Origin of the sequence: Methylobacterium sp. E-046, from assembly GCF_022829625.1 — a bacterium.
In the GTDB taxonomy this organism is placed as follows: domain Bacteria; phylum Pseudomonadota; class Alphaproteobacteria; order Rhizobiales; family Beijerinckiaceae; genus Methylobacterium; species Methylobacterium longum.
The window spans coordinates 42,483-66,115 of the sequence record NZ_JAKSYP010000252.1 but is presented as its reverse complement, the minus strand read 5'-3'; the positions used below and the strand labels follow the sequence as shown (position 1 = coordinate 66,115).

Below are 23,633 nucleotides of genomic sequence, written 5' to 3'. Positions count from 1 at the left end.
CGGTCGCCCGCGGGATCGCGTAGGACGGCGCCATGCCGTCCGCGCTGCCCACGCTCCTCCTCCTCGCCGTCCCGCTCGCCGCCGCCCTCACGGCCGGCCTGATCCTGCGCCTGCGGCCGCTCCTGCAGCGCTACGCCCTCGCGCGGCCGAACGCCCGGTCCAGCCACACGGTGCCGACGCCGCAGGGCGGGGGGATCGCCGTGGTCACGGCCCTGGTCACGATCTCGGGCCTGTTCATCGCGGCGCCGGAGATCGGAGGCCGGCCGGACTGGATCTGGCTCGCCGGCGGCACCCTCGCGCTGGCGGTCCTGGGCGCCGTGGACGACGTGCGGCCCCTGCCGGCCGCCCTCCGGCTCATCGTGCAGGCGGCGGCGGTGGGCCTGCTGGTCTGGCACCTGGACGGTCGGTTCCTGCCCGCGGTGCCTCTCTGGCTCGAGCGCGGCCTCGCCGTGGTGGCGGGCCTGTGGTTCGTGAACCTGACGAACTTCATGGACGGGCTCGACTGGATGACCGTCGCCGAGATCGTGCCGGTCTCCGGCGCGCTCCTGCTGCTCGGCCTCGCCGGCCCCCTGCCGCCGCTGCCGGCGCTGGTGGCCGCCTGCCTCCTGGGCGCGATGCTCGGCTTCGCGCCGTTCAACCGGCCGGTGGCGGGCCTCTTCCTCGGGGATGTCGGGTCGCTGCCGGCCGGGCTCGTCACGGCGTGGCTGCTCTGTCAGCTGGCCCTGGCGGGGGGCCTGGCGGCGGCGGTGCTGCTGCCGCTCGTCTACCTCGCCGATGCCAGCCTGACGCTCGTCGCGCGCGCCGCCCGGGGCGAGCGGGTCTGGGAGGCGCATCGGGGGCATTATTACCAGCGGGCCACCGACAACGGCCTGAAGGTGCCGGGCGTGGTGGGCCGCGTGTTCGGCACCAACCTCGCGCTGGCGGCGCTCGCCGCCGCGACCTTGCTTTGGCCGTCCTGGCCGGTCACGCTCGCGGCGCTCGCGGCCGGGTTGGCCCTGGTCGCGGCCCTGCTCCGCCGCTTCGCCCGCGCCCCGGCGCCGGCCCCAGCCGAAGGTGCCGCCCACCCGTGACCGGACTCATCGCGCTCACCGGGGCGACCGGGTTCATCGGCCGCCACCTCCTCGCGGATCTCACCGCGCGCGGGTACCGGGTCCGTGTGCTGCTGCGTCGCCCCACGGCCCTGCCCGAGGGGGCGGCGAGCGCGGTGGTCGGCGACCTGACGCGCCCGATCAACATGGCGGCGGCCCTGAGCGGTGTCGACGCGGTGGTGCACTCGGCCGGGCTGGCCCACGCCATGTCGGGAGCCCCGGAGGACGATTACCGGACGCTCAACACCGAGGCGACCCGCCGGCTCGCGGAGGCCGCGGCCCGCGCGCGGGTGCGCCGGTTCGTGTTCCTGTCATCGATCCGCGCCCAGGTCGGGGCGAGCGCGCCGGGCGTGATCGGGGAGGGCGATGCCGCGGCGCCGACCGACGCCTATGGCCGCTCGAAGCTGGAGGCCGAGCGGGCCCTCGCCGAAGCCGGGCTCGACTGGGTCGCGCTGCGCCCGGTGCTGGTCTACGGGCCGGGGGTGAAGGGCAACATGGCCGCGCTCCTGCGCCTCGCCCGCGGTCCCTACCCGCTGCCGCTCGGCGGCCTCGCGGCACGGCGCTCGCTGATCGCCCTGGAGAGCCTGTCGGGCGCCGTCGACGTGGTGCTGCGGGCACCCGAGCCGCTGCGGAGGGCCCTGATCGCCGCCGACCCGGACCCGCTCAGCCTGCCCGAGATGATCGCAGCCCTGCGCCAGGGCCTGGGCCGTGGCCCGGGGCTGGTCCCCGTGCCGGCCGGCATCTTGAAGCTGGCCTGCCGCATGACCGGGCGGGAGGCGCAGTTCGCCCGCATCGCCGAGGGGCTGGTGGCCCGCGCCGAGGGCCTGCCGGCGCTGGGCTGGCGGCCGGCCGGACCGACCCGGGACGGGCTGTCGCGGCTGGCGCGGGACGGCGGATGAACACCTGAGCCAACCGGGCTCTCGCCCATCGGCGCCATCCTGACGGGCCCGCGTCGGCGGGCCTGGAAAAGGGGCCTTCAGGGATCGCGGCGCCGTCCGGCGGCCTCCTCCGGGGCCTCTGCGCCGGGGCTCTTCAGGAGGCGGGGATGGACGGGAGGGAACGCGGCGTCGGCCCCGAAGCCGAACGCGTCAGCCGATCGCCGCCGATGCCGCTCCGGCGAGCGGCGCGTCCGCCGTCACGGTGCCGATCGCCGGCGCCCGCCCGGCCCGCTGGGCATGGCGCTCGCGGAAATGCGGCACCGCCGCCTCGAACACGGCCTCCGCGGCCGCCCGGTCGCCCGCCGCCACGGCGTCGCGCAACCGCGCCACCCAGCCGTCGAGCTGATCCCGGTCCGCGAAGACCGGCCGGGCCGCCATCACGCCGTCGATGCCCGGCAGGGCGACCCGCGGCTCCTCGCGGGCGAACAGGATCTCGTTGAGGCGCTCGCCGGGCCGCGCGCCCGTGTAGGCGATCTCGATCTCCGCACCGGGCTCGAAGCCGGCGAGCCGGACCATCCGCTCGGCGAGCTCCGCGATCCGCACCGGCTGACCCATCTTGAGCACGTACACGGCGGCGCGCTCCGCTTCGGCCCCCCCGCGCGCCTCGCCGTCGGCGTGGGAGGCCGCGGTCAGCACGAGGTCGCAGGCCTCGCGCACGGTCATGAAGTAGCGGACCATGTCGGGGTGGGTGACGGTGACCGGACCGCCCCGGGCGATCTGCGCCTTGAACACCGGGACCACCGAGCCCGCGGACCCCAGCACGTTGCCGAACCGCACGGCGATCAGGCGAGTCGGATGGCCGGGCCGCGCGGATTGCTCCGCGTCGAGGGCCTGGGCGACCATCTCGGCGAAGCGCTTGGTCACGCCGAGCTGCGAGACCGGCTCGATCGCCTTGTCGGTGGAGATCATCACCAGGGCCCGCGCCCCGGCCGCCACCGCGGCCTCGGCGACGTTGATCGAGCCGAAGACGTTGGTCTTGATACCCTCCTGCCAATCCCGCTCCAGGTAGGGCACCTGCTTCAGCGCGGCGGCGTGCAGCACGTAGTCGGGACGGAAGGCCGTAATGACCGCCCGCGTCCGCTCCCGGTCACGGATGTCGGCCAGCACGCCCGTGACCTCGGCCCCGGCGCCCAGGATCGCGGGATGGCTCAGGATGCCGTGGAGCGCCGGCTCGGAGGCTTCGAGCACCAGCACCGCGGCGGCCCCGAAGGCTACGGCCCGGAGGCAAATCTCCGACCCGATCGAGCCGCCGCCGCCGGTCACCACGACCCGGCGGCCGGCGAGGAACGCCTCGAGGTGCGGGCGGTCGATGGCCACGGTGGGCCGGAGCAGCAGGTCCTCGATCTCCAGCGGCGCCAGCTCCGGCCCCTGCACGCCCTCGCCGAGGCCGACGACGCGGGCGAGGGGCAGGCCGAGGCGCCGGGCGCGGGCGATCAGGTCGTCGGGGGCCGCCTCGGGCACGAGGGCGCTCGGGGCCGCCACCAGCCGCCGCACCGGCTCGCCGCGGCCGGCGAGGTCGGCCACCACGCGCTCGAGATCGGGGAAGCCGCCGAGCACCGGCACGCCGCGCATGAACTGGCCGCGCTCGTCGGCGCGGGGCGACAGGATCCCCCGCGGCGCGAGCTTCTTCACGGACCCCGCCTCGATCGCCCGGATCAGCACGTCGATGTCGGCGCCGCGCCCGAGCAGCATGGTCGGGACGGTGGCGGCCCGGGCGCTCGACTGCCGGGAGCGCGTGTCCTTGAGGTAGCGGAACGCCAGACGGGTGCCGCCCAGGAAGAAGATCTGCAGGACCCAGTAGAGCAGGATCGCGATCTTGCCGAAGAAGTAGAAGCCGTACAGGTCGGACGAGACCAGGATCCAGTCGATCACCAGGAGCGCCAGCGCCAGCACGCTGGCGGCGCGGACGATCCCGGCGAGGTCCTGCAGCGAGGCGAAGCGCCACTTGGTCCGGTACAGACGGAAGCGGCCGTAGACCAAGCCGGCGAAGATCAAGAACGGCGGCAGCAGCAGGGGCAGCGCGTGCAGCCGCTCGGCGAGCATGCCGCCCTGGAAGCGGAACAGGAAGGTGAGCACCACGGCGGCGGCGGTCGCCGCGAGGTCGTGGGCCACCATCACCGCGGTCTTGTAGAGGCGCTGCTGCATCGGGTTCCGGATCGGATGCCGCGGGGTATCCGCCGCGGCACCGGCCCTGTCAACGCGCCGCGTCGCCCCCGCGCCGCACGGACGCGCGACCGCCGCGCCGGCGGCCTAACCGGCTACTTGACGAGCGCGCCGGAGAACCCGGTCTTGAAATTCCGCTGGTAAATGCGACCCTTCACCGGGTCGAGCTTGCCGACCATCAGGATCCGGACGCGCTCGTTGAAGTCTTCCGTGGTCACAGTCTGTGCCCGTCCGGTGATCAAAGTTCTGGCCATCGTCGCCTCCGCGTTGTCGCCCAGGGCACAGGATTGCGCGGAGGCTCCCTTTTACTTGGGGCGCGGGCGGCCGATTACAATCGGGACGGGCGACAAACCGGCCCGCTCAGGTCAGCGCCCGCGCCGCCGCGCCGGCCGCATCATCCACGCGGTCGATGTCGGGCGCCTCGATGTGCCGGTAGCGGGCCTGGATCAGCCCGAAGGCCCCGAAGGCGGCGTGGCCCGCCGCCGCGAGCCCGAGCAGGACCCAGCCGTAGGGCTGGGCGCGCAGCAGCGCGAAGGCCTCGGCCAGACCCTTGGCGTCGGACGAGCGCTGGTGCCACGCCGCCGCCACCAGGAAGGCGCCGATGATCAGGAAGGCCAGGCCCCGCGCCGCGTAGCCGAACCGGCCGATCGGGCCGGCCCAGCGCGCGCGGGCCTGCGCGTCGAGGGCCAGCCGATCGGTGACGTCGCCGCGCCACGCCTTGCCGAGGAAGCCGAAGCCGCCGCCGGCGACCGCGAGGCCAACGAGGGCCACGAGCCAGCGGCCAAAGGGCTTGCCGAGGAGCCACGCGGTCCCGTCATGCACGCCGTCGCCGCCGCTCATGCCGAGGCCGAGGCTGAGCGAGGCCGCGCTGACGGCGAGGCCGAGATAGAGTGCGGCGCTGATCAGGTGGGCGCCGCGCACCGCGATGCCCTTGGCCGACGTCCCCCGCCGGTCGGCATCCGTGACGCCCTCGACGAGGCGCCAGAGGGCGAAGCCCAGGAGACCCAGCGCGATCAATCCGACGACGGCGGCGCCGAAGGGGCCGGCCATCACCGCCCGCAGGGCGTCCTTGCTGTCGCCGGCCCGGCCGCCATGCCCGAGGGCGGCCAGCAGGGCGAGCCCCCCGACCACGATGTAGACGACGCCGCGGGCGCCGTAGCCGAGGCGCGCGATGCGCTCGATCGTGTTGCGGCCGCCGGGAAGGGTCATCATCGGCGCGGCCGGGACGACGGGGATCGGGTGTTCGGCAGGGGCGGCATCGGGACGGGCATCCGGTGGAGCGAGACCGGTCAACGCCCGGCGGCGCGCACCCGATCCGTTGCCGGCACAACCTTCGGTTCCACCCTAGAGCGGCGTCCGCTCGGCCCGCCCGGTGAGCGCCACGTAGAAGCCGAGCCCGTCCTGGGACGGGAGGGTCTGCAGGCGCTCGATCAGGCCGCGGCGCTTCGCGTCGAGGAGGAGGCGCCCCGCCGGCTGGAACAGGGTCTCACCACCGCCCTCGGGGGGCGGATCGAGCCGGATCGCCACGGTCTTGCCCTTGGCGAAGCGGCTGCGCTCCAGCATGTCCTTGAGCGAGGCCTCGGCGGTCGCCCGGTTGGTGCCGCGCAGGTCGAGCACGGATTCGGCGTCGGTCACGCCGAGGGAACCGCGCAGCTTGGCCGCGTAGAAATCTTCGAAATGGGGCAAGTCGGTGCCTTGATGCTTCGCCGGTCGATGAGGTGGGGTCCGGGCGCTCAGAAGGCGAGGCCACGGGAGATTTTGCGCACCCGCACGGCGCCGTCGAGCCCGAGGGCCGCGACGCTCCAATCCTGCCCGGCGCGCCGCCGGGCCGCGACCCGCGCCGCCTCGGAATTGGTGCGGCTGAAGTCGAACTGGGGGCCGCCGTCGAGGCTCATGGCCGAGGGCGCCTCGGCGATGCAGAGCGGATCCGTGGCGCAGCCCTCCGGGAGGGGCGGTCCGCACCGCACCACGAGGTCGCGGATGGGCGCGCCATCGTCCACATCGCTGGGGATCGCCGGATCCGGCCTGGCGCGGCAGCCCCGCGGCTCCGCCAGCGGATCGCGCCGTCCCGCGGGGGTCATGACGATGCGCCGGTGCCGCTCCCGCGGCGCCGCCGCGGGCACGGGCACGCCGTCGAGCAGCGTCCGGCGCTCCTCGTCCGGGCGCGGCTCCAGCCCGCGCCTGTATGCGGCGACGCTCCTGCCCGCGTCGCGCTTCACGGCCCATGCCATGGCGGCCTCCGATCGCGACTCGGAGGCTAGCACGGAACGGGAATCCCGGCGACGGCGTCAGTCGCCCGCGCCCTCGGCCGTCAGGACCGTCGCGCCCGCGTCGAGGAACCGCTGCGGGTCCACCGGCTCGCCGTCGATGCGGGTCTCGTAATGCAGGTGCGCGCCGGTGGAGCGCCCCGTCGAACCGACGAAGCCGATCACCTCGCCGGCGGCCACGCGCTGCCCCGGGCGCACCGCGATGCGGGCGAGGTGACCGAACCGGGTGGTCAGGCCGTGGCCGTGGTCGATCTCGACCATGTTACCGTAGCCGCCGGCGAACTCCGCGGCCGCCACGCGGCCGGGCGCGGTGGCCCGGGCGGGCGCGCCGTACTCCGCCTTCAGGTCGAGGCCCGTATGCAGGGCGAGGCCGCGGGTGAACGGGTCGAGGCGCGTGCCGAACGGGCTCGACACGGCCGTGTCGCCGCGGATCGGGCGGTTCACCGGCAGCCGGGCCGCGACGCGGCGCAGGCGCTCGCCGTCGCCGAGCGCCCGGCGGGCCAGGGCGAGGCCGGCCTCGAACCCGGATCCGTCCAGGGTCCGGGGGTCGAGGGCGACCAGCGGGCCACCGAGGCCGGCCGACGGCGCGGGCGCGTCGAAGCGGCCGGGATCGAGGCCGAGGCGGCCGATCAGCGCCCGCAGGCGCCGGACCTCGTCGTCGGCCCGCCCGGCCACGCGGACGAGGTGCTCGCCCTGCGCTGCCTGCAGACCGTCGAGGCGCGCCTCCAGCCGGATGAGCCCCATCTCGGCCTGCCGCGCGCTCTGGCGGGGGAACGGCCGGACGGGGGCGGGCGGGGGCTCGGAATCCTCGGAGGGGCGCAGGAGCAGTCCGTCGGCGTCGCGCCGCGTCAGCGCGCCGGTGGCGACCGGGTCGGGCAGGGCCGGCCGACCGAGCCGGTCTAGGACCGCGGCGCGCCGCTCGAGTTCGGCCTGGCGCTCCAGCGCCGCCGTGACCCGGTCGACCAGGCCGGATTCGGCACCCGCATGCGCGCGGCGGTCGCGATCCAGCAGGTCCTGGAGGGTGCCGATCCGCGCCTCGTAGGCGTCCCGCATCGCGGCCTGCCGGGCCACGAACCCGGCGAGCACGTCGTCGTGGAACACGATCAGGTAGGAGGCCCCGAGGGCCCAGGCGAGGGCGAGGCCCGCAGCCAGCCAGGGCGTGGCCTGACGAGGCCTGAGGCGCGAGAGGATCTGCGAACGGTGCATCGGGACGGCCCCGGGGAAGCCATCATTCAAGCCGCAGTAAGGTTAAGGATCCGTCGAGGGCCGCGACCGGAGCGTGCCCCCCGTCAGGGCAGGGCGCGCGCCGCTGCCAGCACCGCCTCGGCGTGGCCCGGCACCTTCACCTTCGGCCAGACCTTGGCGGTGCGCCCCTCCCGGTCGATGAGCACCGTGGTGCGCTCGACCCCCATGTACTTGCGACCGTACATGCTCTTCTCGATCCAGACACCGTAGGCCTCGAGCACGCCCTTGTCCTCGTCCGAGGCCAGCGGGAAGGTGAGCCCGTACTTGCCGCAGAACTTGTCGTGGCTCTTCACCGGGTCCGGCGAGACGCCGACGACCTTCGCGCCGGCCTCGGCGAAGGCCGGCAGGAGGCCATTGAAGTCCTGCGCCTCGAGGGTGCAGCCGCTCGTGTCGTCCTTCGGGTAGAAGTAGAGCACGACTTTGTGACCCCTGAGCGCGGACAGGGCGACGCGCCCTCCCGCAGAGGCGGGCAGGTCGAAATCGGGGGCGGGGTCACCCTCGGACAGGGACATCGTGCCTTCCTTTCGGCCGATTGATGATGTGCAATCGATCGCGTGCCCGGCATCACGCGGTTGCGCCGCGCACGTCCGAGACAAAACTGGAGTCGCGACCGCTGTAAAGCGCGGGCGCGCTTCGATCCACCGGCCGCGGCGCCTCACCGCATCGCGCGCTGAGCCCCCGGAACAAGGGTCCCGATGGCGGACGAGACAACGTCGGCATGCAGGCCCCGGGGGAGGGCGCGCCGCTGGGGTGGCTTCTGCCTCGTGAGCGCCCTCGCCCTGGTGCTGCTCATCGGCGCCGGGATCGGCGTCGTGGCCCTGCGCCTGTCCAACGGACCGCTGCAGATCGACGCCCTGTCGCGCCGCGTCGCGACCGCGGTGGCCGAGCGCATCGGCCCGGGCTGGAGCATCGGCATCCGTGGCAGCAGCCTGGAGCTCGACCGCGAGAACGCCCTGAGCCTGCGCTTCTCCGGCCTCGACATCCGCAACCCGCAGGGCGCGCTCGTGGTCCGCGCCCCCCTGGCGTTGGTCAGCCTCGACCTGTGGAGCCTCCTGCGCTTCAACCTGCAGCCGCGCTCGATCGAGTTCCGCGAGACGCAGACCACCGCGCTGGTGCACCGGGACGGCTCCATCGCCTTCGCGGCCTCGGAGGCCAACCACCCCGTCGATATCGAGCCGGTCACGCCGCCGAGCGTGGACGGGGTGCGGGGCAGCGTCTCACCGCTCTCGGCCGCGATCGCGTCGATCTTCGGGGTGGTGCTGGATTCGAGCGGCGTCGTCGGCGCCCTCGACCGGGCCCGCGTCACGGACGCGCGCCTGAGGCTGATCGACGAGGACGGGCACGAGCGGGCCGTGTTCTCGCGGGTCAACGGCCTGTTCGGGCGCGATCCGGCGAACGGCTCCCGCAACTTCGAGATACGGCTCGACGGGCCGCACGGCGAGTGGCGCTTCGGCGGCTCCCTGCGCGACGGCGCCGACGGGCAGGAGCGCTCGGGCATCATCACCCTCGACGACCTGCCGGTAACCGACCTGCTGCTGCTCTCGGGCCAGTCGGGCCTGCCGCTGACCACGGACCTGAAGCTCTCGGCCCGCGCCGACGTGAGCCTGGCGGCGGGACGCATCCGGATGATGAGCGCCAAGGTCCACACCGGCGACGGCACGTTCCTGATCGAGGAGAAGGACTTCAACCCCGTCACCGTCGAGAGCCTCGACGCCGCGCTGACCTGGGACGAGGCCGGCCGCGTGATGGCGCTCGACGGCCTGGACTACCGCGGCGCCGGCAACGCCGTGCATCTCACCGGCGCGTGGAGGGGGAGTCCCCCGGACGCGCCCACCGCCTGGACCGCGACGCTGGCGAGCCGCGACGCCATCCTGCGCGGGGCGACCGCGCAGGACGCGCCGGTGAAGATCGATGCCCTGGACGTGCAGCTCTCCGGCCGCGACGGCGGCCTCGCCATCGACGCGCTGAACCTGTCCGCCCCGGGCGTGACGGGGACGATCACCGGCACCATCGGCACCACGGCCGACGAGGGCGGGCTCACCCTCCACATCGTCGGCCATGACGGCGAGGTCCGGACCGGACTTCGCCTCTGGCCCGAGCACATCGCGCCGCCGGCCCGGATCTATCTGGTGGACCAGTTGCGGCGCGGACGCGTCGATTCGGTCGACATCCGGGTGAAGATGTCCGGGACCGTGCTGGCCGCCGCCACCCGGGGCGAGCCGGCGCCCGACGAGTCCGTCCGCATCGACTTCCACGTCTCGGACGCGGCCATCGACGTCACCGGCGACGCGCCGCCGGTGACGAAGGGCAACGTCGTCGGCGTCATCACCGGGCGCTCGACCACGGTGCGCAACGTCACCGCCGAGGTGCACGGGCCGGACGGCCGCGGGCTCGCGATCACGGACGGCAGCTTCGTCATCCCGAAGACCACCCCGGACCGGGTGGTGGCGCAGATCGGCATGCGGCTCTCGGGGGGCGCCGACGGGATGGCCTCCGTGCTCCAGGCGAAGCTGTTCAAGAGCGTGATGAGCGTCGATCTCGACACCGCCACGATCAAGGGCAGCGCCGACCTGCGGGTCGACTTCCCCCTCGACCTCAAGCACATCCCCGACCTGCCGGACCTGCCGGTGACCCTGACGGGCACGCTGGCCGACCTGTCGGTCGACAAGGTGATGGGCAAGGACCGGCTAGAATCCGGTCGGTTCTCCCTGTCGTACGACCGCGGCGCCTTCGGGCTGAAGGGCGACGGTCGCGTCGCGGGCGCGCCCGTCTCGGTGGACCTGCGCCAGCCGAAGGTCGGTCAGCCGGGCGAGGCCGTGGTCAACCTGTCGCTCGACGACGCCGTCCGGGGCCGGAAAGGCCTGCCGACCGCGCCGCAGCTCAGCGGCACGATCCCGGTGCGCGCCGTGGTGCCGATCGGACGGCCGGGGGCGGCCAAGCCGCCGATCCGGGTCGAGGCCGACCTCGCCAGGGCCGGGATCGACGGGTTGCTGCCGGGACTGACGAAGCCCGCCGGCAAGCCGGGGCGTCTCACCTTCACCCTCGTGGACGGCGGCCAGACCCTGGAGCTACGCGATCTCGCCTTCGAGGCGGGGGCGGCATCGGCGCGCGGCACCGTCGCCATCACCCCGGAGGGCGGCCTGGAACGGGCGGATCTCACCGGCGTCAAGCTCTCGCCCGGCGACGACCTGCGGGTCAGCCTCGACCGGACCGGCAGCGGCTACAAGGTCGTGGTCCGGGGCGCGGTGGCGGATGCGCGGCCGTTCCTGAAGTCGCTGGGGGGCCCGGACGCCAAGGGCGGCAAGGACGCCAGGGAGACGAACCCCAAGGACATCGAAGCCGACATCCAGCTGCCGATCGTCACGGGCTTCAACGAGGAGGCGCTCACCAACGCCAACCTGCGCCTGTCGCTGCACGGCAAGACCCTGCGCGCGGCCAACATCACCGGACGCTTCCGCGCCGCGCCGTTCGCCGCCACCGTCACACGCGGCGAGCGCGGCGCGCCGACCCTCGCCGTGGACGCGGCCGATGCCGGCGCGACGCTGCGCTTCGTCGACGTGTACCGGCGGATGTATGGCGGGCGGCTCAACGCTGGCATCGGCCTCAACGACGGCCCGCAAGCCGGCGTCGTGCAGATCCGCGACTTTGCCCTGCGCAACGAGCCGGCCCTGTCGAGCATCATGGCCCAGGGGCCGGAGCCGGCCGACACGGACGCGGCCCGCGGGCGCCGGGTCGCCCCCGGCCGGGCGGCCGGCGACGTCACCTTCGACCGGATGCGGGCCAACTTCGTGCGCAACGGAAGCCGGGTGGATTTCAGCGACGCGGCGATCTCGAACGCCGCCATGGGCTTCACCCTGTCGGGCTGGCTCGATACCGGCCGCGAGCGCACCGACATGAACGGCACCTTCGTGCCGCTCTACGGGCTGAACAACGTCGCCTCGCAGCTGCCGCTCCTGGGACCGCTCCTCGGGGGCGGGCACAACGAGGGCCTGTTCGCGGTGAACTTCCGCGTCGTGGGCAAGCTCGCCGCACCGGACGTGAGCGTGAACCCGCTCTCGGCCATCGCCCCGGGCTTCCTGCGCAAGCTGTTCAGCGCCGGCGGCGGGCCCTTCGCGGACGGGTTGCAGGGGGTGCAGCCGCAATAGGGCGGGCACCGTCACCGCCGCGTATCGATCCGATCACGGGGGATAGGCTCCGGCCGCGCGTTCCGGCCGCTGCAGCGTCCGCCATCGGTCCGCGCCAGGCCAATCGACGGACGGGAGCGCGCGGGGACGGTGGCGATGCGTTTCGCGTCGTGAGGCCGCAGACGGGGCGCGGCATGAAAAACCCGGCGCGGCGGGCCGCGCCGGGCTGAAACCGGATCGCTGAGAACGCCTACTTCTCCACGAAGGCCTTCTCGATCACGTAGTGGCCGGCCTCGCCGTGGTTGCCCTCCTCGTAGCCACGCGAGGACAGGAGTTCCCGGGTGTCGCGGATCATGTCGGGGCTGCCGCAGAGCATGAACCGGTCGTTCTCGATCGACATGTCGGGCAAGCCGATATCCTCGAACAGCTTGCCTGAGACCATCAGGTCGGTGATCCGGCCGCGGTTGCGGAACGGCTCGCGGGTCACGGTCGGGTAGTAGACCAGCTGGTTCGAGATCATCTCGCCCAGGAACTCGTGCTTGGGCAGGGTGTCGGTGATGGTCTCGCCGTAGGCCAGTTCCTGCACCTGCCGGCAGCCATGCACCAGCACGACCTTCTCGAAGCGCTCGTACGCCTCGGGATCCTTGATGATTGACAGGAACGGCGCGAGCCCCGTGCCGGTGCCGAGCAGGTAGAGGTGCCGGCCCGGCAGCAGGTTGTCGAGCACCAGGGTGCCGGTCGGCTTCTTGCCGACGATGATCGGGTCGCCGACCTTGAGGTGCTGGAGCTTGGAGGTCAGCGGCCCGTCCTGGACCTTGATCGAGAAGAACTCGAGTTCCTCCTCGTAATTGGCCGAGACCACCGAGTAGGCGCGCAGCAGCGGCCGGCCTTCGACCTCCAGGCCGATCATGGTGAATTCGCCGTTGCGGAATCGGAACGCCGGGTCCCGCGTGGTGCGGAACGAGAACAGGTTGTCGGTCCAGTGATGGACCGACAGAACGCGCTCCTCGTAGAACTTGCTCATGGACGGATCAGACCTCGAATCCTCTGACGCTCGGCTCACGGCCCCGACCTTCCCGGGGCGCGTGGTTCGGCGGGTCGCCGCCGCCCCGCCCGGGCGGGGATGGATCCTCGGGCGAGACGATCCGCCCGGATCCAGATGATGAACACACGTGCGGTGCTTCTTTCGCAGTTGCAGCACGCCCGTCAAGGCGCGCCGACATCACACCCACGGAAGAAGTGAACGGCCTGGAATCGTTCGAATATTTAGCGCCTCCCCGGACCGTCTGCAGTACCGTCCCGGACATGGGAGGGTTGCCGGAGGCCGCGGTCGTCAGACGCGGCGGTCGGGCCGGAGCGGCTTGAGCCCCGCCTCGATCTCGGCGCGGCGCGGCTCCAGCAAGGGCGGCAGGGCGAGGCCCTCGCCCAGGGACTCCAGGGGCTCGTCCGCGGTGAAGCCCGGCCCGTCGGTGGCGATCTCGAACAGGATGCCGTTCGGCTCGCGGAAGTAGAGGCTGCGGAAATAGTAGCGGTCGACCGGACCGCTGGTCGGCACCCGGGCGGCCATCAGCCGGTCGGCCCAGGCGTCGTAGGCTGCATCCGGAATGCGGAAGGCGACATGATGCACCGCGCCCGCACCCGGCCGGGCCGGCGCGGACGGATCGGCCCGGAGCTGGATCTCCGCGGCCGGACCGCCGGGCCCCATCGCGTAGACCTCCACAGGCCCGTCGCCCGTCTCGAAGGCGCGGTCCCGGCGCATGTCGAGCACCCCGGTGAGCACAGCGGCGGTGCGCGACGGGTCCGGAACCGAGAGCCGGATCGGACCCAGGCCGCGGATCTGGTAGGCGGCCGGCACCGGGGACCCCTCCCAGGGATGCTCCGGGCCGGTCCCGCCATCGTCCACCAGGGCGAGGCGCTGACCTTCCGGATCCTCGAAGTCGAAGGTGAGGCGCCCGTCGCGCAGGGTGGGCTCGGCCTCGACGATCCCGGCCTCGCGCAGGCGCGCGTGCCACCACGCCACCGCGCCTTCGCCCGGCACCCGCAGATGCGTGCGCGTGATGCTGTTCGAGCCCCGCCGCTCCCGGGGCGCCGGCCAGTCGAAGAAGGTGATGTCGGTGCCGGGGCTCGCCAGACCGTCGGCGTAGAACAGGTGGTAGGCCGAGACGTCGTCCTGGTTCACCGTCTTCTTCACGAGGCGCAGCCCCAAGGTGCCGGTGTAGAACGCGACGTTCTCGGCCGCGCGGGCGGTCACCGCGGTGAGATGGTGGATGCCGGTGAGCTGCATATCGGTCCGGGGGTTCGCCTCGTCAGGCCTCAGGTAGGGAGGGGCGTCGGGGTTGCGAGCGACGGACGGCAGGCGCGTCGTCGCGCTTCGGGCCGCGCCGTGACGTTGCACCGGGATGTGGCTTCAGACGCGGCCGAACGGCTGCAGAACGCGCGCCAGGATGCGCAACGGCACGGGCTGCGCCCGCAGGCGGTCCTCGGACAGCACCGCCGCGACCGCCGCATCCGACCCACAGTCGCCGCGCACCCGTGCCGGCGCCGCCGGGACCCGGATCAGCAGCTATCCGGCCTCCCGGGGGAGGGCGCGCAGGCGACCATCACCGCCCCGATCAGGGCCCGGCCTCGCCGGCCGTCGGAACCGAGCGCCGCCCGAGCGGAGCGGCGCTTCGCTCAGGACCCGATTCGCTCAGAGCCCGACCGGTCGGCCGGCGGCAACCACCAGCATCTTGCCATCCGCGAAGGTGCGGGCGGCGGCGCGGCGGATGTCGGCCTGGGTCACGGCCGACACCATCGCGTTGCGGCGGGCGATGTAGTCCATGCCCAGTTCCTCGAAGGCGATCTGCACCAGCTGGTGGGCGATCTTGGTCGAGGTGTCGAAGCCCAGCGCGTAGGAACCGGTCAGGTAATCCTTGGCCTTCTGCAGTTCGTCGTCGTCCGGACCGTCGGAGATCAGCCGGCCGATCTCGTCGCCGATCACCGACAGGGCCTCGCCGACGCGCTCGTTCTTGGTGGCGGTGTAGCCCCAGGTCATCGCGGCCGAGCGGTGGCTGACCAGCGAGGTCCCCACCGAGTACGCGAGGCCACGCTTCTCGCGCACCTCCTGGAACAGCCGGGACGTGAAGGCGCCGCCGCCGAGGATGTGGTTCAGCACGTAGGCCGGGATGAAGTCCGGATCGCGCCAGGGCACGCCGGCCATGCCGAACCGGATCACCGACTGGGGCACGTCGAGGTCGACGACGACGCGCCGGCCGAGATCGTGCACCTCGGTGCGCGGCACCGCCTTCAGCTCCCCGGCCTCCGGCAGGGCCCCGAAGGCGCGGTTCAGGCCCTCGGCGAGCTGCTCGGACCCGATGGCGCCGACGGCCGCCACCTTCACCCGGCCCCGGCCGATGATGCGGGCATGCATCGCCAGCAGGTCGTCCCGGGTGATCGCCGTGACGCTCTCCACGGTGCCGGAGGACGGGCGGGCGTAGGGATGGCCGGCGAAGGCTTCCTTGAAGAAGCGGCGGGAGGCCAGGACCCCCGGATCGTTCTGCTGGTAGCGCAGGCCGGCGATGATCTGGCCGCGAACCCGCTCGATCGCGTCGGGGTCGAGGCGGGGCTTGGCGAGCGCCAGGGCGAGGAGCGCGATGCCCTCGTCGGCATGCTTGACCAGCATCTTCAGGGAGCCGCCGACCGCGTCGGCCCCGGCATGGAACGACAGCTCGATCGCCCGGGCGGCCAGCTGCTCCTGGAACAGGTCGGAGGTGAGGTCGCCCGCCCCCTCGTCCAGCATGCGGGCCAGCATCTGGGCGCAGCCGGCCTTGCCCGCCGGGTCCTGGGCCGCGCCGCCCTCGAAGGTGAAGGCCAGGGCGATCATCGGCACCACCGGCGACTCGACGTGCCACGCCTCGATCCCGGGGGCGGTGGTCACCGGCAGCGCCGTGGTGGGCGAATTGATGGTCTGGGCGGTGGTCTCGACCAGAGTCTCGGTCAAGCTCATGGGAACCTCGTGTCTTCAATCTCGGGCGACGGCGGAGCGTGCCAAGGCTCCCGTTCGGCACGTCCCGGTCCGGCCCGCAGCGGGCCGGACCGGGACGCGACCGGGGCTACTCGGCGGCCATCGCGACCGGGGCGTCGGGATCCTGCGCCTTCGTCAGGTAGCCGGTGACCGAGCGGGCCGGGGTCAGCCAGCGCTCGGCGGCGCTCTTGAGGCGGTCCTGCGACACCGCTTCGATGTCGGTCGGCCAGCGGCGGACCTCCTCGATGGTCTCGCCGATCGCCAGCGCCGAGCCGTAGATCCGGGCCAGCGACGACTGGCTGTCGGACGAGTAGACGGTCTCGGCCACGAGGCGGGTCTTGGCGCGCTCGATCGCCTCGGCGTCCAGGGCCTCCGCAGGGGCGCGGCGCAGAACCCGGTCGACGGCCTCCTCCAGCTTCTCCAGAGGCACGCCCTCGGCGGGCACCGCGTAGACGGAGAAGCGGGTGTCGTCGATCGCCGAGCCCATGTACCAGGCGCCGGCATTCACCGCGAGGCCGGTCTCCATGACCAGCTTGCGGTAGAGGTACGAGGTCGAGCCGCCGCCCAGCACCTCGGCGAGCAGCTCGAGGTCGTGGCAGCCGCCGTCGCGGGCGGTGATGCAGGAGGGGGTCAGGTAGAGCCGCTGCAGGGTCGGCTGCTCGACCTTCGGGTCGGCGACCGCGATGCGGCGGAGCGCCTTCGGCTCCGGCTCCCGCGCCCGCAGGCGCTCGGGCCTCGCGCCTTGCGGCGCGACGCGGCCGTAGGTGTCCTCGGCGAGCCGCCGGACCTCGTCGGGAGTCACGTCGCCGGCCACCACCAGGATGGCGTTCTCGGGGGTGTAGAAGCGCTTGTAATAGGCCAGCGCGTGTTCGCGGTTCAGGCCCTCGATCTCGTGCATCCAGCCGATGATCGGGATCCCGTAGGGATGGTGCACGAACAGGGAGGCCGCCATCGCCTCGGAGAGCTGGGCCGACGGGTCGGTCTCGACGCGCATGCGGCGCTCCTCCAGCACCACGTCGCGCTCGGGCGCCACGACGGCGTCGTCGAGGACGAGACCGCTCATGCGGTCGGCCTCGAACGCCATCATGGTGCCGAGGTGGTCGCGGGCGACCCGCTGGAAATAGGCGGTGTAGTCGTAGCTGGTGAAGGCGTTCTCCTGGCCGCCGAGCCCCGACACCGCCTTGGAGAAGGCACCGACCGGGTGCCGCTCGGTCCCCTTGAACATCAGGTGCTCGAGGAAGTGGGCGATGCCCGACTGGCCGAGCGGATCATCGGCCGAGCCGTTGCGATACCAGATCATGTGGGTGGCGACGGGAGCCCGGTGATCGGGGACGACCACCACGTCGAGGCCGTTGTCGAGGGTGAAGGCCGTCACCTCCGGTCCGCCCGCTTCGGAACGCCCGAACGGCGCGGCCTCGCCCCGACCGGCGCTGCCGCCGAGGGGCGAACCCGGACGCGGCGGGAAGAGGGGGGGCGTCGCCTTCCTGAACAGGTGCATTCCGCTTTCCTTCTGCCGGCCCCAAACACGGCGTCTCACGTCGGGGCGCGCGCGCGGGTCGAGGCCGTCTGATCTCCGGACGGCAGGAGCCGGTCCGGGTCGAAGTTCACATGTTGCCACGCCGAGTCGCCGTTGCAACGGCGACACAGCGACTTCGTTACTGCTGCGCCCGCTGCCGGATATAGGACCCGGGATCGGATTCCTCGCGCTCGCGGCTGGCATTGTTGATCGGGTCGTTCGGCGACGGCCGCGCCAGCTTCTTCGGGGGCTGGCGATATCCGGTCGGCGGATCCGTGAGGATGTCGCGGTTCGGCTCGACGTCGGCGGGCTCGGCGTTCGCGCTCTTGCCCTTGAGCAGGTCGAAGGGGTTGAGCAGGCTGGAGTCGCGATTGTTGTCGCCGGGCTTGCGCTCGGCCTCGGTGGTCAGGCTCGCTCCGGCGCGGCGTCCACCCCGGATCTCGTCTACCGAGAGCGTGGCGTTGTTGTCGTCGTAGCGGCCGCGGGCTTGGTTGCCCGACGGGCGACGGCGCTCGGCGGCGGCGCGCTCACGCTCGGCGATCTCGGGATCCTTCGGCCAAGCGGCGCTGGTGGAGCGGGCCCGCGGCTGGGGCAAAGCCTTGCCGTCGAGCTTGGGCGGCATCACCAGGGGCGCGCGCTCGTGGTAGTCGATCGGATCCTGACGCTTCTCCAGGAGCCCGATGCCCGACAGCGCGTCGCGCATGAACTCGCCGCGCTCCTGCGCCTGCGCGCCGCCTGCGGCCAGCGGGGTCAGCACGACCGCGGCGGAAAGGAGGAGACGAAGCCTGCGATGCCCGGTCATGCTGCCTCACGGGTTCCGGACGGAGCGCCCGGTTCAAGGATCGCCGCGGCGCGGCCTGATCCGACAGGTTCCGGCCTGAAGCCGGTTTCCGGCGATCGTATGGCGCCTTGACCACGCCGCGCCAGGGGCGGGATGCAGGCGCGCCTGTGTGTTGCGCGGATCAGTGGCGCGTCGACGCGTCCCCGCCCCGGCCTACGCGGCGTCCGTCCGCCCCCGCCGCCCGGCCGGGGACAGGCTGTCGAGGATCAGGCCGATCACACCCGCCACGATGGCGGCGTCGGCCACGTTGAACACGTACCAGGACCAGCGGCCCGCATGCAGGTGGACGAAGTCGAACACCGCCCCGTAGGCGGCCCGGTCGATGGCGTTGCCCAGGGCGCCGCCGACGATGAGGCCCAGCGCCACCGCGAGCAGCCGCGAGCCCGCCCGGTGCATCCAGATCCCGAGGCCCAGCGCCGCGGCGAGCGACAGGACCACGAGGAACCAGCGCCCGAATCCGCCTTCCTGCTGGAACAGGCCGTAGGAGACGCCGCGGTTCCAGACGACGACGAGGTCGACGACGGGGGTGAGCCGCCAGGGCTGGGTCAGCACGAGGTCCGTACCGAAGTAGAGGCTGAGCTTGGAGGCTTGGTCGAGGAGGAGCGTGAGGAGGAGGGCCAGGAGGCCGGCGCGGAAGGGGGTCACGGGCGGCGATCCCGGGACCGGCGCCGTCCGTGCGCATCCGCCTCCCCCGCCTGCGGGGGAGCGGGGCGCGGGGCGCGACGGTGCAGGAAAGGGCCGCGGGCGCCACGCGGGCCGCGCCGCACCCGGAAGCCGGGCTCCCCTCTCCCGTCCCTCGCCGACGCGAGGGGCACCCGCCCCCGGAGAGGGGGGCGGGCGGATGCGGTCGCGCGCGCGCTCACGCCGCGCTCGCCTCCGGATGCGCCGCGTCCCACTCGCGCAGGGCCTGGGCGTCGCGGGGGGTCACCTCCGGATAATCCGGATCGCTGCCCACGCTCGGGCTGACCCGCCAGGACCGGGCGCATTTGCGGCCCTCGGCCGGGCGCGGCACCACGGCGACGCCGCGGACCTCGTCGAGGCGGAAGGCGTCGGCCGGTCCCTCGCCCGCGCTCACCGTGATGTCGGAGGTGATGCAGGTGTCGGCGAAGTCGCAGCCCTCGAGCGCCGCGAGCAGCTCGGGATCCGCGACGTAGACCTGCGGGGCCGCCTCCAGGCTCGCGCCGATGCGCTTCGCGGCGCGCTCGATCTCCAGGGCGCCGGTGACGACGCGCCGGACCCGCCGGATCTTGTGCCAGCGCTCCGCGAGGGGGGCATCGAGCCAGTCCGCCGGAGTCTCCGGCAGGGTCTGGAGATGCACCGAGCCGTCCTCGGACGGGTAGCGGTCGAGCCACGCCTCCTCGGCCGTGAAGGCCAGCACCGGGGCAAGCCAGATCGCCGCCCGCCGGAACGCCGCGTCGATCACCTGGAGGGCCGCCCGGCGGCGGACCGAGGAGATCGGATCGCAGTACAGGGCGTCCTTGCGCACGTCGAAGTAGAAGGACGAGAGGTCGCCGGTCATGAAGCCGTTGAGCAGCGCCACCACCCGCTTGGTGTCGAAGGCCGCGTAGGCCTCGCGGATCTCGCCGTCGAGCTCGGCGAGCCGGTGCAGGATCAGCCGCTCCAGCTCCGGCATGTCGCCGTACGCCACGTCGTCGCCCGGGACCCGGTGGGCCAGCGAGCCCAGCATCCAGCGCAGGGAATTGCGCAGCTTCCGGTAGGTCTCCGCGAAGGTCTTGATGATCTCGGGACCGATGCGCAGGTCGTCGGTGTAGTCGGAGGCCGCCACCCAGAGGCGCAGGATGTCGGCACCCGAATCCTTGATGACGCTCTGCGGCGCGACGACGTTGCCCTTCGACTTCGACATCTTCAGGCCCTTGCCGTCGAGGACGAAGCCGTGGGTCAGGACGATGTCGTAGGGGGCACGGCCGCGGGTCCCGGAGGATTCGAGCAGCGAGGATTGGAACCAGCCGCGGTGCTGGTCGGAGCCCTCCAGGTACATGACCCGGTCCTGCCCGCCGTCGCGGACGCGCGTGACGCCGGCCAGCCCCGGGAAGGCCTCCGGATCGTCCAGCACGAAGGCGTGGGTCGAGCCCGAATCGAACCAGACATCGAGGACGTCGGTGACCTTGTCGTAGGCGGCCGGGTCGTGGTCCGGCGCCAGGAAGCGCGCGGCCGCATCGTCGTGGAACCACGCGTCGGCGCCCTCGGCCGCGAAGGCGTCGCGGATGCGGGCGTTGACCCGCGCGTCCTTGAGGATCTCGGCGGTCTCCCGGTGGACGAACACGGTGATCGGCACGCCCCAGGCGCGCTGGCGCGAGACCACCCAGTCCGGCCGGTTGGCGACCATGCCGGTGATGCGATTCTTGCCCTGCGTCGGCACCCACTGGGTGTCGTCAATGCCTTGGAGCGCCACCTCGCGGAGCGTCCGGTTGCCGAGGGAGTCCACCGGCCGGTCCATGGCGATGAACCATTGCGGGGTGTTCCGGAAGATCACCGGCTTCTTGGAGCGCCAGGAATGCGGGTACTGGTGGCGCAGCACCCCACGGGCGATCAGCGCCCCGGCCTCGGTCAGCGCGGCGATGACCGCCTTGTTGGCGTCGCCCTTCTCGCCCTTGGCGGTGAGCACGCGGGTACCGGCGAAGCCCGGGGCGGCCTCCGTGAGCACGCTGTCGGCATCGACCGTGTAGGGGATGGTCGGGTCGATGCCGCGCTCGCGCAGCAGCCGGCCGCTCGCCATCCAGAGCTCGAAATCCTCGCGGCCGTGGCTCGGCGCCGTGTGGACGAAGCCCGTGCCGGATTCGTCGGTGACGTGGTCGCCGTCGAGCATCGGCACGGCGAAGCCGTAGCCGAGCCCGGCCAGGGGGTGGTCGAGGGTGAGGGCAGCGAGCGTCGCCGGACTCACGTCGCCGACACGCTCGAACGCCGCGACCCGGGCCGCCTTGAATACGGTCGCGGCCAGGCTGTCGGCGAGCAGGTAGCTCTGGCCCGGCGTCGCCCAGTTGTCGGCCGGCGCCTCCGTGACCCGATACAGGCCGTAGGCGATCTTCTTCGAGAACGCGACGGCGCGGTTGCCCGGGATCGTCCAGGGGGTGGTCGTCCAGATCACCACCCGGGCCGCCACGAGGTCGCCCGCGGCGCCGGAGCGGATCGGGAAGGCGACGAACACCGTGTCGCTGACGTGCTCCTCGTACTCGACCTCCGCCTCGGCCAGCGCGGTCTTCTCGACCACCGACCACATCACCGGCTTCGAGCCCCGGTAGAGCTGGCCGCTCATCGAGAACTTCATCAGTTCGTCGGCGATCACCGCCTCCGCCGGGAACGCCATGGTGGCGTAGGGATGGTCCCAGTCGCCGGTGACGCCGAGCCGCTTGAACTCCTCGCGCTGCACGTCGAGCCACTGGGCCGCGAAGGTCCGGCACTCCTGCCGGAACTCGATCACCGGCACGTCGTCCTTGTTGCGGCCCTTGGCGCGGTACTGCTCCTCGATCTTCCACTCGATCGGCAGGCCGTGGCAGTCCCAGCCCGGGACGTAGTTGGCGTCGAAGCCGAGGGCGGTCTGCGAGCGGACGACCACGTCCTTGAGGATCTTGTTGAGCGCCGTGCCGATGTGAATGTTGCCGTTGGCGTAGGGCGGGCCGTCGTGGAGCACGAATTTCGGCCGGCCCTGGCCGCGGGCGCGCAGCTTGCCGTAGAGGTCCATGGCCTTCCAGCGCTCGATGAAGAGCGGCTCGCGCACGGGCAGGCCGGCGCGCATCGGGAACGCGGTCTGCGGCAGGAACAGGGACTTGGAATAGTCGCGGGCGGGCGCGGTCTCGGGGGCGGTCATCGGGTCTCGCATCGGCGGTCGGGCCGGCGGCAGGCCGGCGGATTCGGTTCAGGCGGCAGGAGGATCCCGGACCTCCGCGCGGCCGCGCCGAAGCGGGCCCTCAGGCGGAGGCCGGGCCGGTAATTCGGATCGGGCGGCCGGGGCCGCGCAGGGCGCGCGAAGCGTGCATGTCGGGTTCTCTACCAGCCGCCCCGGCCCGAGGCCAGCGGCCGTGCGGATCACGCGCCCGTGACTGCGGATGGGACCAATCGGCGTCTGAACCGTTGAACGACACACCCTCCGCTCGCCGCGGCGGCGCGGAGCCGACCCAGACCGACATCCGGGAGTAGACCCATGAAGAAATTTCTGATCGCGACCCTCGCCCTCGCGCCCATCACCTTCGCGGGTGCCGCCGAGGCCCAGGGCACGGCCCGCGGCGCCCAGCGCGGCGTCGAGGACGGCTCGGCCGCGGCCGGCCCCGTGGGCGGCGTCGTCGGCGGGGCGGTCGGCGCCGCCACCGGCACGGTCGGCGGCGTGCTCGGCACGGATCCCGATCCGGCCCGCCGCGCCCGCGAGAACCGCCGCGAGGAGCGGATGGAGCGTCAGGAGCGGATGGGCCGCTGACGGTATCCGGCCGGTCGCCTCAGGCGGCCGGCCGCCCCTCCCGGCGAATGGTCTCCTGCGCCAGGAGGTACAGGCCCGAGCCGACGACGATCATGGCGCCCGCCACGGTCCAGCGGCTCGGCACGTCGCCGAACAGTAGGAAGCCCAGCGTCACCGACCAGAGCAGCTGGGTGTAGATGAACGGCGCCAGCACGTTGGCCGGCGCCCGGGCATGCGCCATCACCAGAAGCCAGTGGCCCAGCGTGCCGAACAGCGCGACGCCGAGCAGCAGGGCCCAGTGGGTCAGGCTCGCCGGGCTCGCCCAGATCCAGGGCAGGAGCGGGGCCATCAGCGCGAGGCCCGCGAGCCCCGTGTAGAACATGGTCGTGGCGGTCGAGTCGTAGGCCGCGAGCTTGCGCGTGATGATCGCGTAGAAGGCGTAGACCACGACGTTGGCGACGCAGAGCAGGGCGGCCGGGTGCATCCCCCCGAGCCCCGGTCGCACGATCACGAGCACCCCGAGGAAGCCGACGCCGATCGCCGTCAAGCGGGCCCGCGAGGACCACTCGCCGAGCAGCGGCCCGGCCAGCAGCGCCACGGTGAGGGGCGCGGCGAACTGGATCGAGATCGTCTCGGCGAGTTGCAGGTAGCGCAAGGCCAGGAAGTTCAGCGCCGTGGAGGCGAACAGCAGCAGCGAGCGCACGATCTGCAGCGTCAGCCGCCGGCTCCTGACCACGCCCGGCGTGCGGACCGGGTTGATGAACAGCGAGATCATCGCGACGCTGGCGGCGTAGCGCATGAAGGTGGTGACCAGGGGATCGACTCCGGCCCGCGCCAGGGTCTTGGCGCTGGCATCCAGGCTCGCGAAGAACGCGACCGCCCCGCACATCAGGGCGATGCCGACGAGCCGGCGGCGGCCCGCGAGAGCCGTCTCGGCGGCGGCGCAGGCAGGTGCGGGGTCTTCGCTGACGGACGTCGCGACCTGCGTGCTCATGCCTGGCCCATCCCGCTTGAGGCCGGCAGTCGTGCCACGCCCGGCT

19 protein-coding genes are annotated in these 23,633 nt (G+C 73.0%); 4 read left to right on the top strand and 15 right to left on the bottom strand.

Annotated features, from left to right (window positions below; translation table 11 throughout):
- Window positions 1-32 precede the first annotated feature (32 nt).
- On the top strand, window positions 33-1,070 hold the full coding sequence (locus MKK82_RS27535; RefSeq protein WP_238286228.1) for an MraY family glycosyltransferase: 1,038 nt from the start codon (window positions 33-35) through the stop codon (window positions 1,068-1,070).
- Window positions 1,067-1,987, top strand: coding sequence for an NAD-dependent epimerase/dehydratase family protein (locus tag MKK82_RS27530; RefSeq protein WP_238286229.1), 921 nt, complete (start codon window positions 1,067-1,069; stop codon window positions 1,985-1,987). The genes MKK82_RS27535 and MKK82_RS27530 overlap by 4 nt, the downstream gene beginning before the upstream one ends.
- A 189-nt stretch (window positions 1,988-2,176) precedes the next feature.
- On the opposite strand, the gene MKK82_RS27525 is transcribed toward MKK82_RS27530, so the two are convergent.
- From MKK82_RS27525 to MKK82_RS27495, 7 genes are all read right to left on the bottom strand, one after another.
- The gene (locus tag MKK82_RS27525; RefSeq protein WP_243987486.1) at window positions 2,177-4,171 is read right to left on the bottom strand and encodes an SDR family NAD(P)-dependent oxidoreductase; all 1,995 of its coding nucleotides are present in this window, start codon (window positions 4,169-4,171) and stop codon (window positions 2,177-2,179) included.
- A gap of 113 nt (window positions 4,172-4,284) precedes the next feature.
- On the bottom strand, window positions 4,285-4,443 hold the full coding sequence (locus MKK82_RS27520) for a hypothetical protein (RefSeq protein ID WP_238286231.1): 159 nt from the start codon (window positions 4,441-4,443) through the stop codon (window positions 4,285-4,287).
- 106 nt (window positions 4,444-4,549) lie between these two features.
- Window positions 4,550-5,401 (bottom strand): DUF1206 domain-containing protein, encoded by an 852-nt coding sequence (locus MKK82_RS27515; RefSeq protein ID WP_238286232.1) that lies wholly within the window; start codon window positions 5,399-5,401, stop codon window positions 4,550-4,552.
- 132 nt (window positions 5,402-5,533) lie between these two features.
- On the bottom strand, window positions 5,534-5,875 hold the full coding sequence (locus MKK82_RS27510; RefSeq protein WP_238286234.1) for a hypothetical protein: 342 nt from the start codon (window positions 5,873-5,875) through the stop codon (window positions 5,534-5,536).
- Window positions 5,876-5,922: 47 nt separating this feature from the next.
- Window positions 5,923-6,420 carry a Uma2 family endonuclease gene (locus MKK82_RS27505; protein WP_238286236.1) on the bottom strand — a complete coding sequence of 166 codons (498 nt, stop codon included), beginning with the start codon at window positions 6,418-6,420 and terminating at the stop codon, window positions 5,923-5,925.
- A 57-nt stretch (window positions 6,421-6,477) separates the two neighbouring features.
- Window positions 6,478-7,662, bottom strand: a complete 1,185-nt coding sequence (locus MKK82_RS27500) for a M23 family metallopeptidase (RefSeq protein ID WP_238286237.1) — start codon at window positions 7,660-7,662, stop codon at window positions 6,478-6,480.
- 83 nt (window positions 7,663-7,745) lie between these two features.
- Entirely contained in the window at window positions 7,746-8,213 is a 468-nt protein-coding gene (locus tag MKK82_RS27495) for a peroxiredoxin (RefSeq protein WP_238286238.1), read from the bottom strand.
- Between the two features lie 183 nt (window positions 8,214-8,396).
- On the opposite strand from MKK82_RS27495, the gene MKK82_RS27490 reads away from it, so the two are divergent.
- Window positions 8,397-11,846, top strand: a complete 3,450-nt coding sequence (locus MKK82_RS27490; protein ID WP_279603310.1) for an AsmA-like C-terminal region-containing protein — start codon at window positions 8,397-8,399, stop codon at window positions 11,844-11,846.
- A gap of 229 nt (window positions 11,847-12,075) precedes the next feature.
- Here MKK82_RS27490 and MKK82_RS27485 read toward each other — a convergent pair whose 3' ends face one another.
- From MKK82_RS27485 to ileS, 7 genes are all read right to left on the bottom strand, one after another.
- Window positions 12,076-12,849, bottom strand: coding sequence for a ferredoxin--NADP reductase (locus MKK82_RS27485; RefSeq protein WP_238286240.1), 774 nt, complete (start codon window positions 12,847-12,849; stop codon window positions 12,076-12,078).
- Between the two features lie 309 nt (window positions 12,850-13,158).
- On the bottom strand, window positions 13,159-14,109 hold the full coding sequence (locus tag MKK82_RS27480; RefSeq protein ID WP_238286241.1) for a ring-cleaving dioxygenase: 951 nt from the start codon (window positions 14,107-14,109) through the stop codon (window positions 13,159-13,161).
- A gap of 405 nt (window positions 14,110-14,514) precedes the next feature.
- On the bottom strand, window positions 14,515-15,810 hold the full coding sequence (locus MKK82_RS27475) for a M16 family metallopeptidase (protein WP_238286242.1): 1,296 nt from the start codon (window positions 15,808-15,810) through the stop codon (window positions 14,515-14,517).
- A 106-nt stretch (window positions 15,811-15,916) separates the two neighbouring features.
- A complete protein-coding gene (locus tag MKK82_RS27470; protein ID WP_238286243.1) occupies window positions 15,917-17,326 on the bottom strand; it encodes a M16 family metallopeptidase in 1,410 nt (469 codons plus the stop codon).
- Window positions 17,327-17,483: 157 nt separating this feature from the next.
- The gene (locus MKK82_RS27465; protein ID WP_238286244.1) at window positions 17,484-18,146 is read right to left on the bottom strand and encodes a hypothetical protein; all 663 of its coding nucleotides are present in this window, start codon (window positions 18,144-18,146) and stop codon (window positions 17,484-17,486) included.
- A gap of 192 nt (window positions 18,147-18,338) precedes the next feature.
- Entirely contained in the window at window positions 18,339-18,830 is a 492-nt protein-coding gene (gene lspA / locus MKK82_RS27460; RefSeq protein WP_238286245.1) for a signal peptidase II, read from the bottom strand.
- 214 nt (window positions 18,831-19,044) lie between these two features.
- Window positions 19,045-22,011, bottom strand: a complete 2,967-nt coding sequence (gene ileS / locus MKK82_RS27455) for an isoleucine--tRNA ligase (RefSeq protein WP_238286247.1) — start codon at window positions 22,009-22,011, stop codon at window positions 19,045-19,047.
- Window positions 22,012-22,344: 333 nt separating this feature from the next.
- Between ileS and MKK82_RS27450 the strand changes: the two genes are divergently transcribed.
- The gene (locus MKK82_RS27450) at window positions 22,345-22,614 is read left to right on the top strand and encodes a hypothetical protein (protein ID WP_238286249.1); all 270 of its coding nucleotides are present in this window, start codon (window positions 22,345-22,347) and stop codon (window positions 22,612-22,614) included.
- A 19-nt stretch (window positions 22,615-22,633) separates the two neighbouring features.
- Here the strand turns inward: MKK82_RS27450 and MKK82_RS27445 are convergent, their stop codons facing one another.
- A complete protein-coding gene (locus tag MKK82_RS27445; RefSeq protein WP_238286250.1) occupies window positions 22,634-23,587 on the bottom strand; it encodes a DMT family transporter in 954 nt (317 codons plus the stop codon).
- Between the last annotated feature and the right edge of the window lie 46 nt (window positions 23,588-23,633).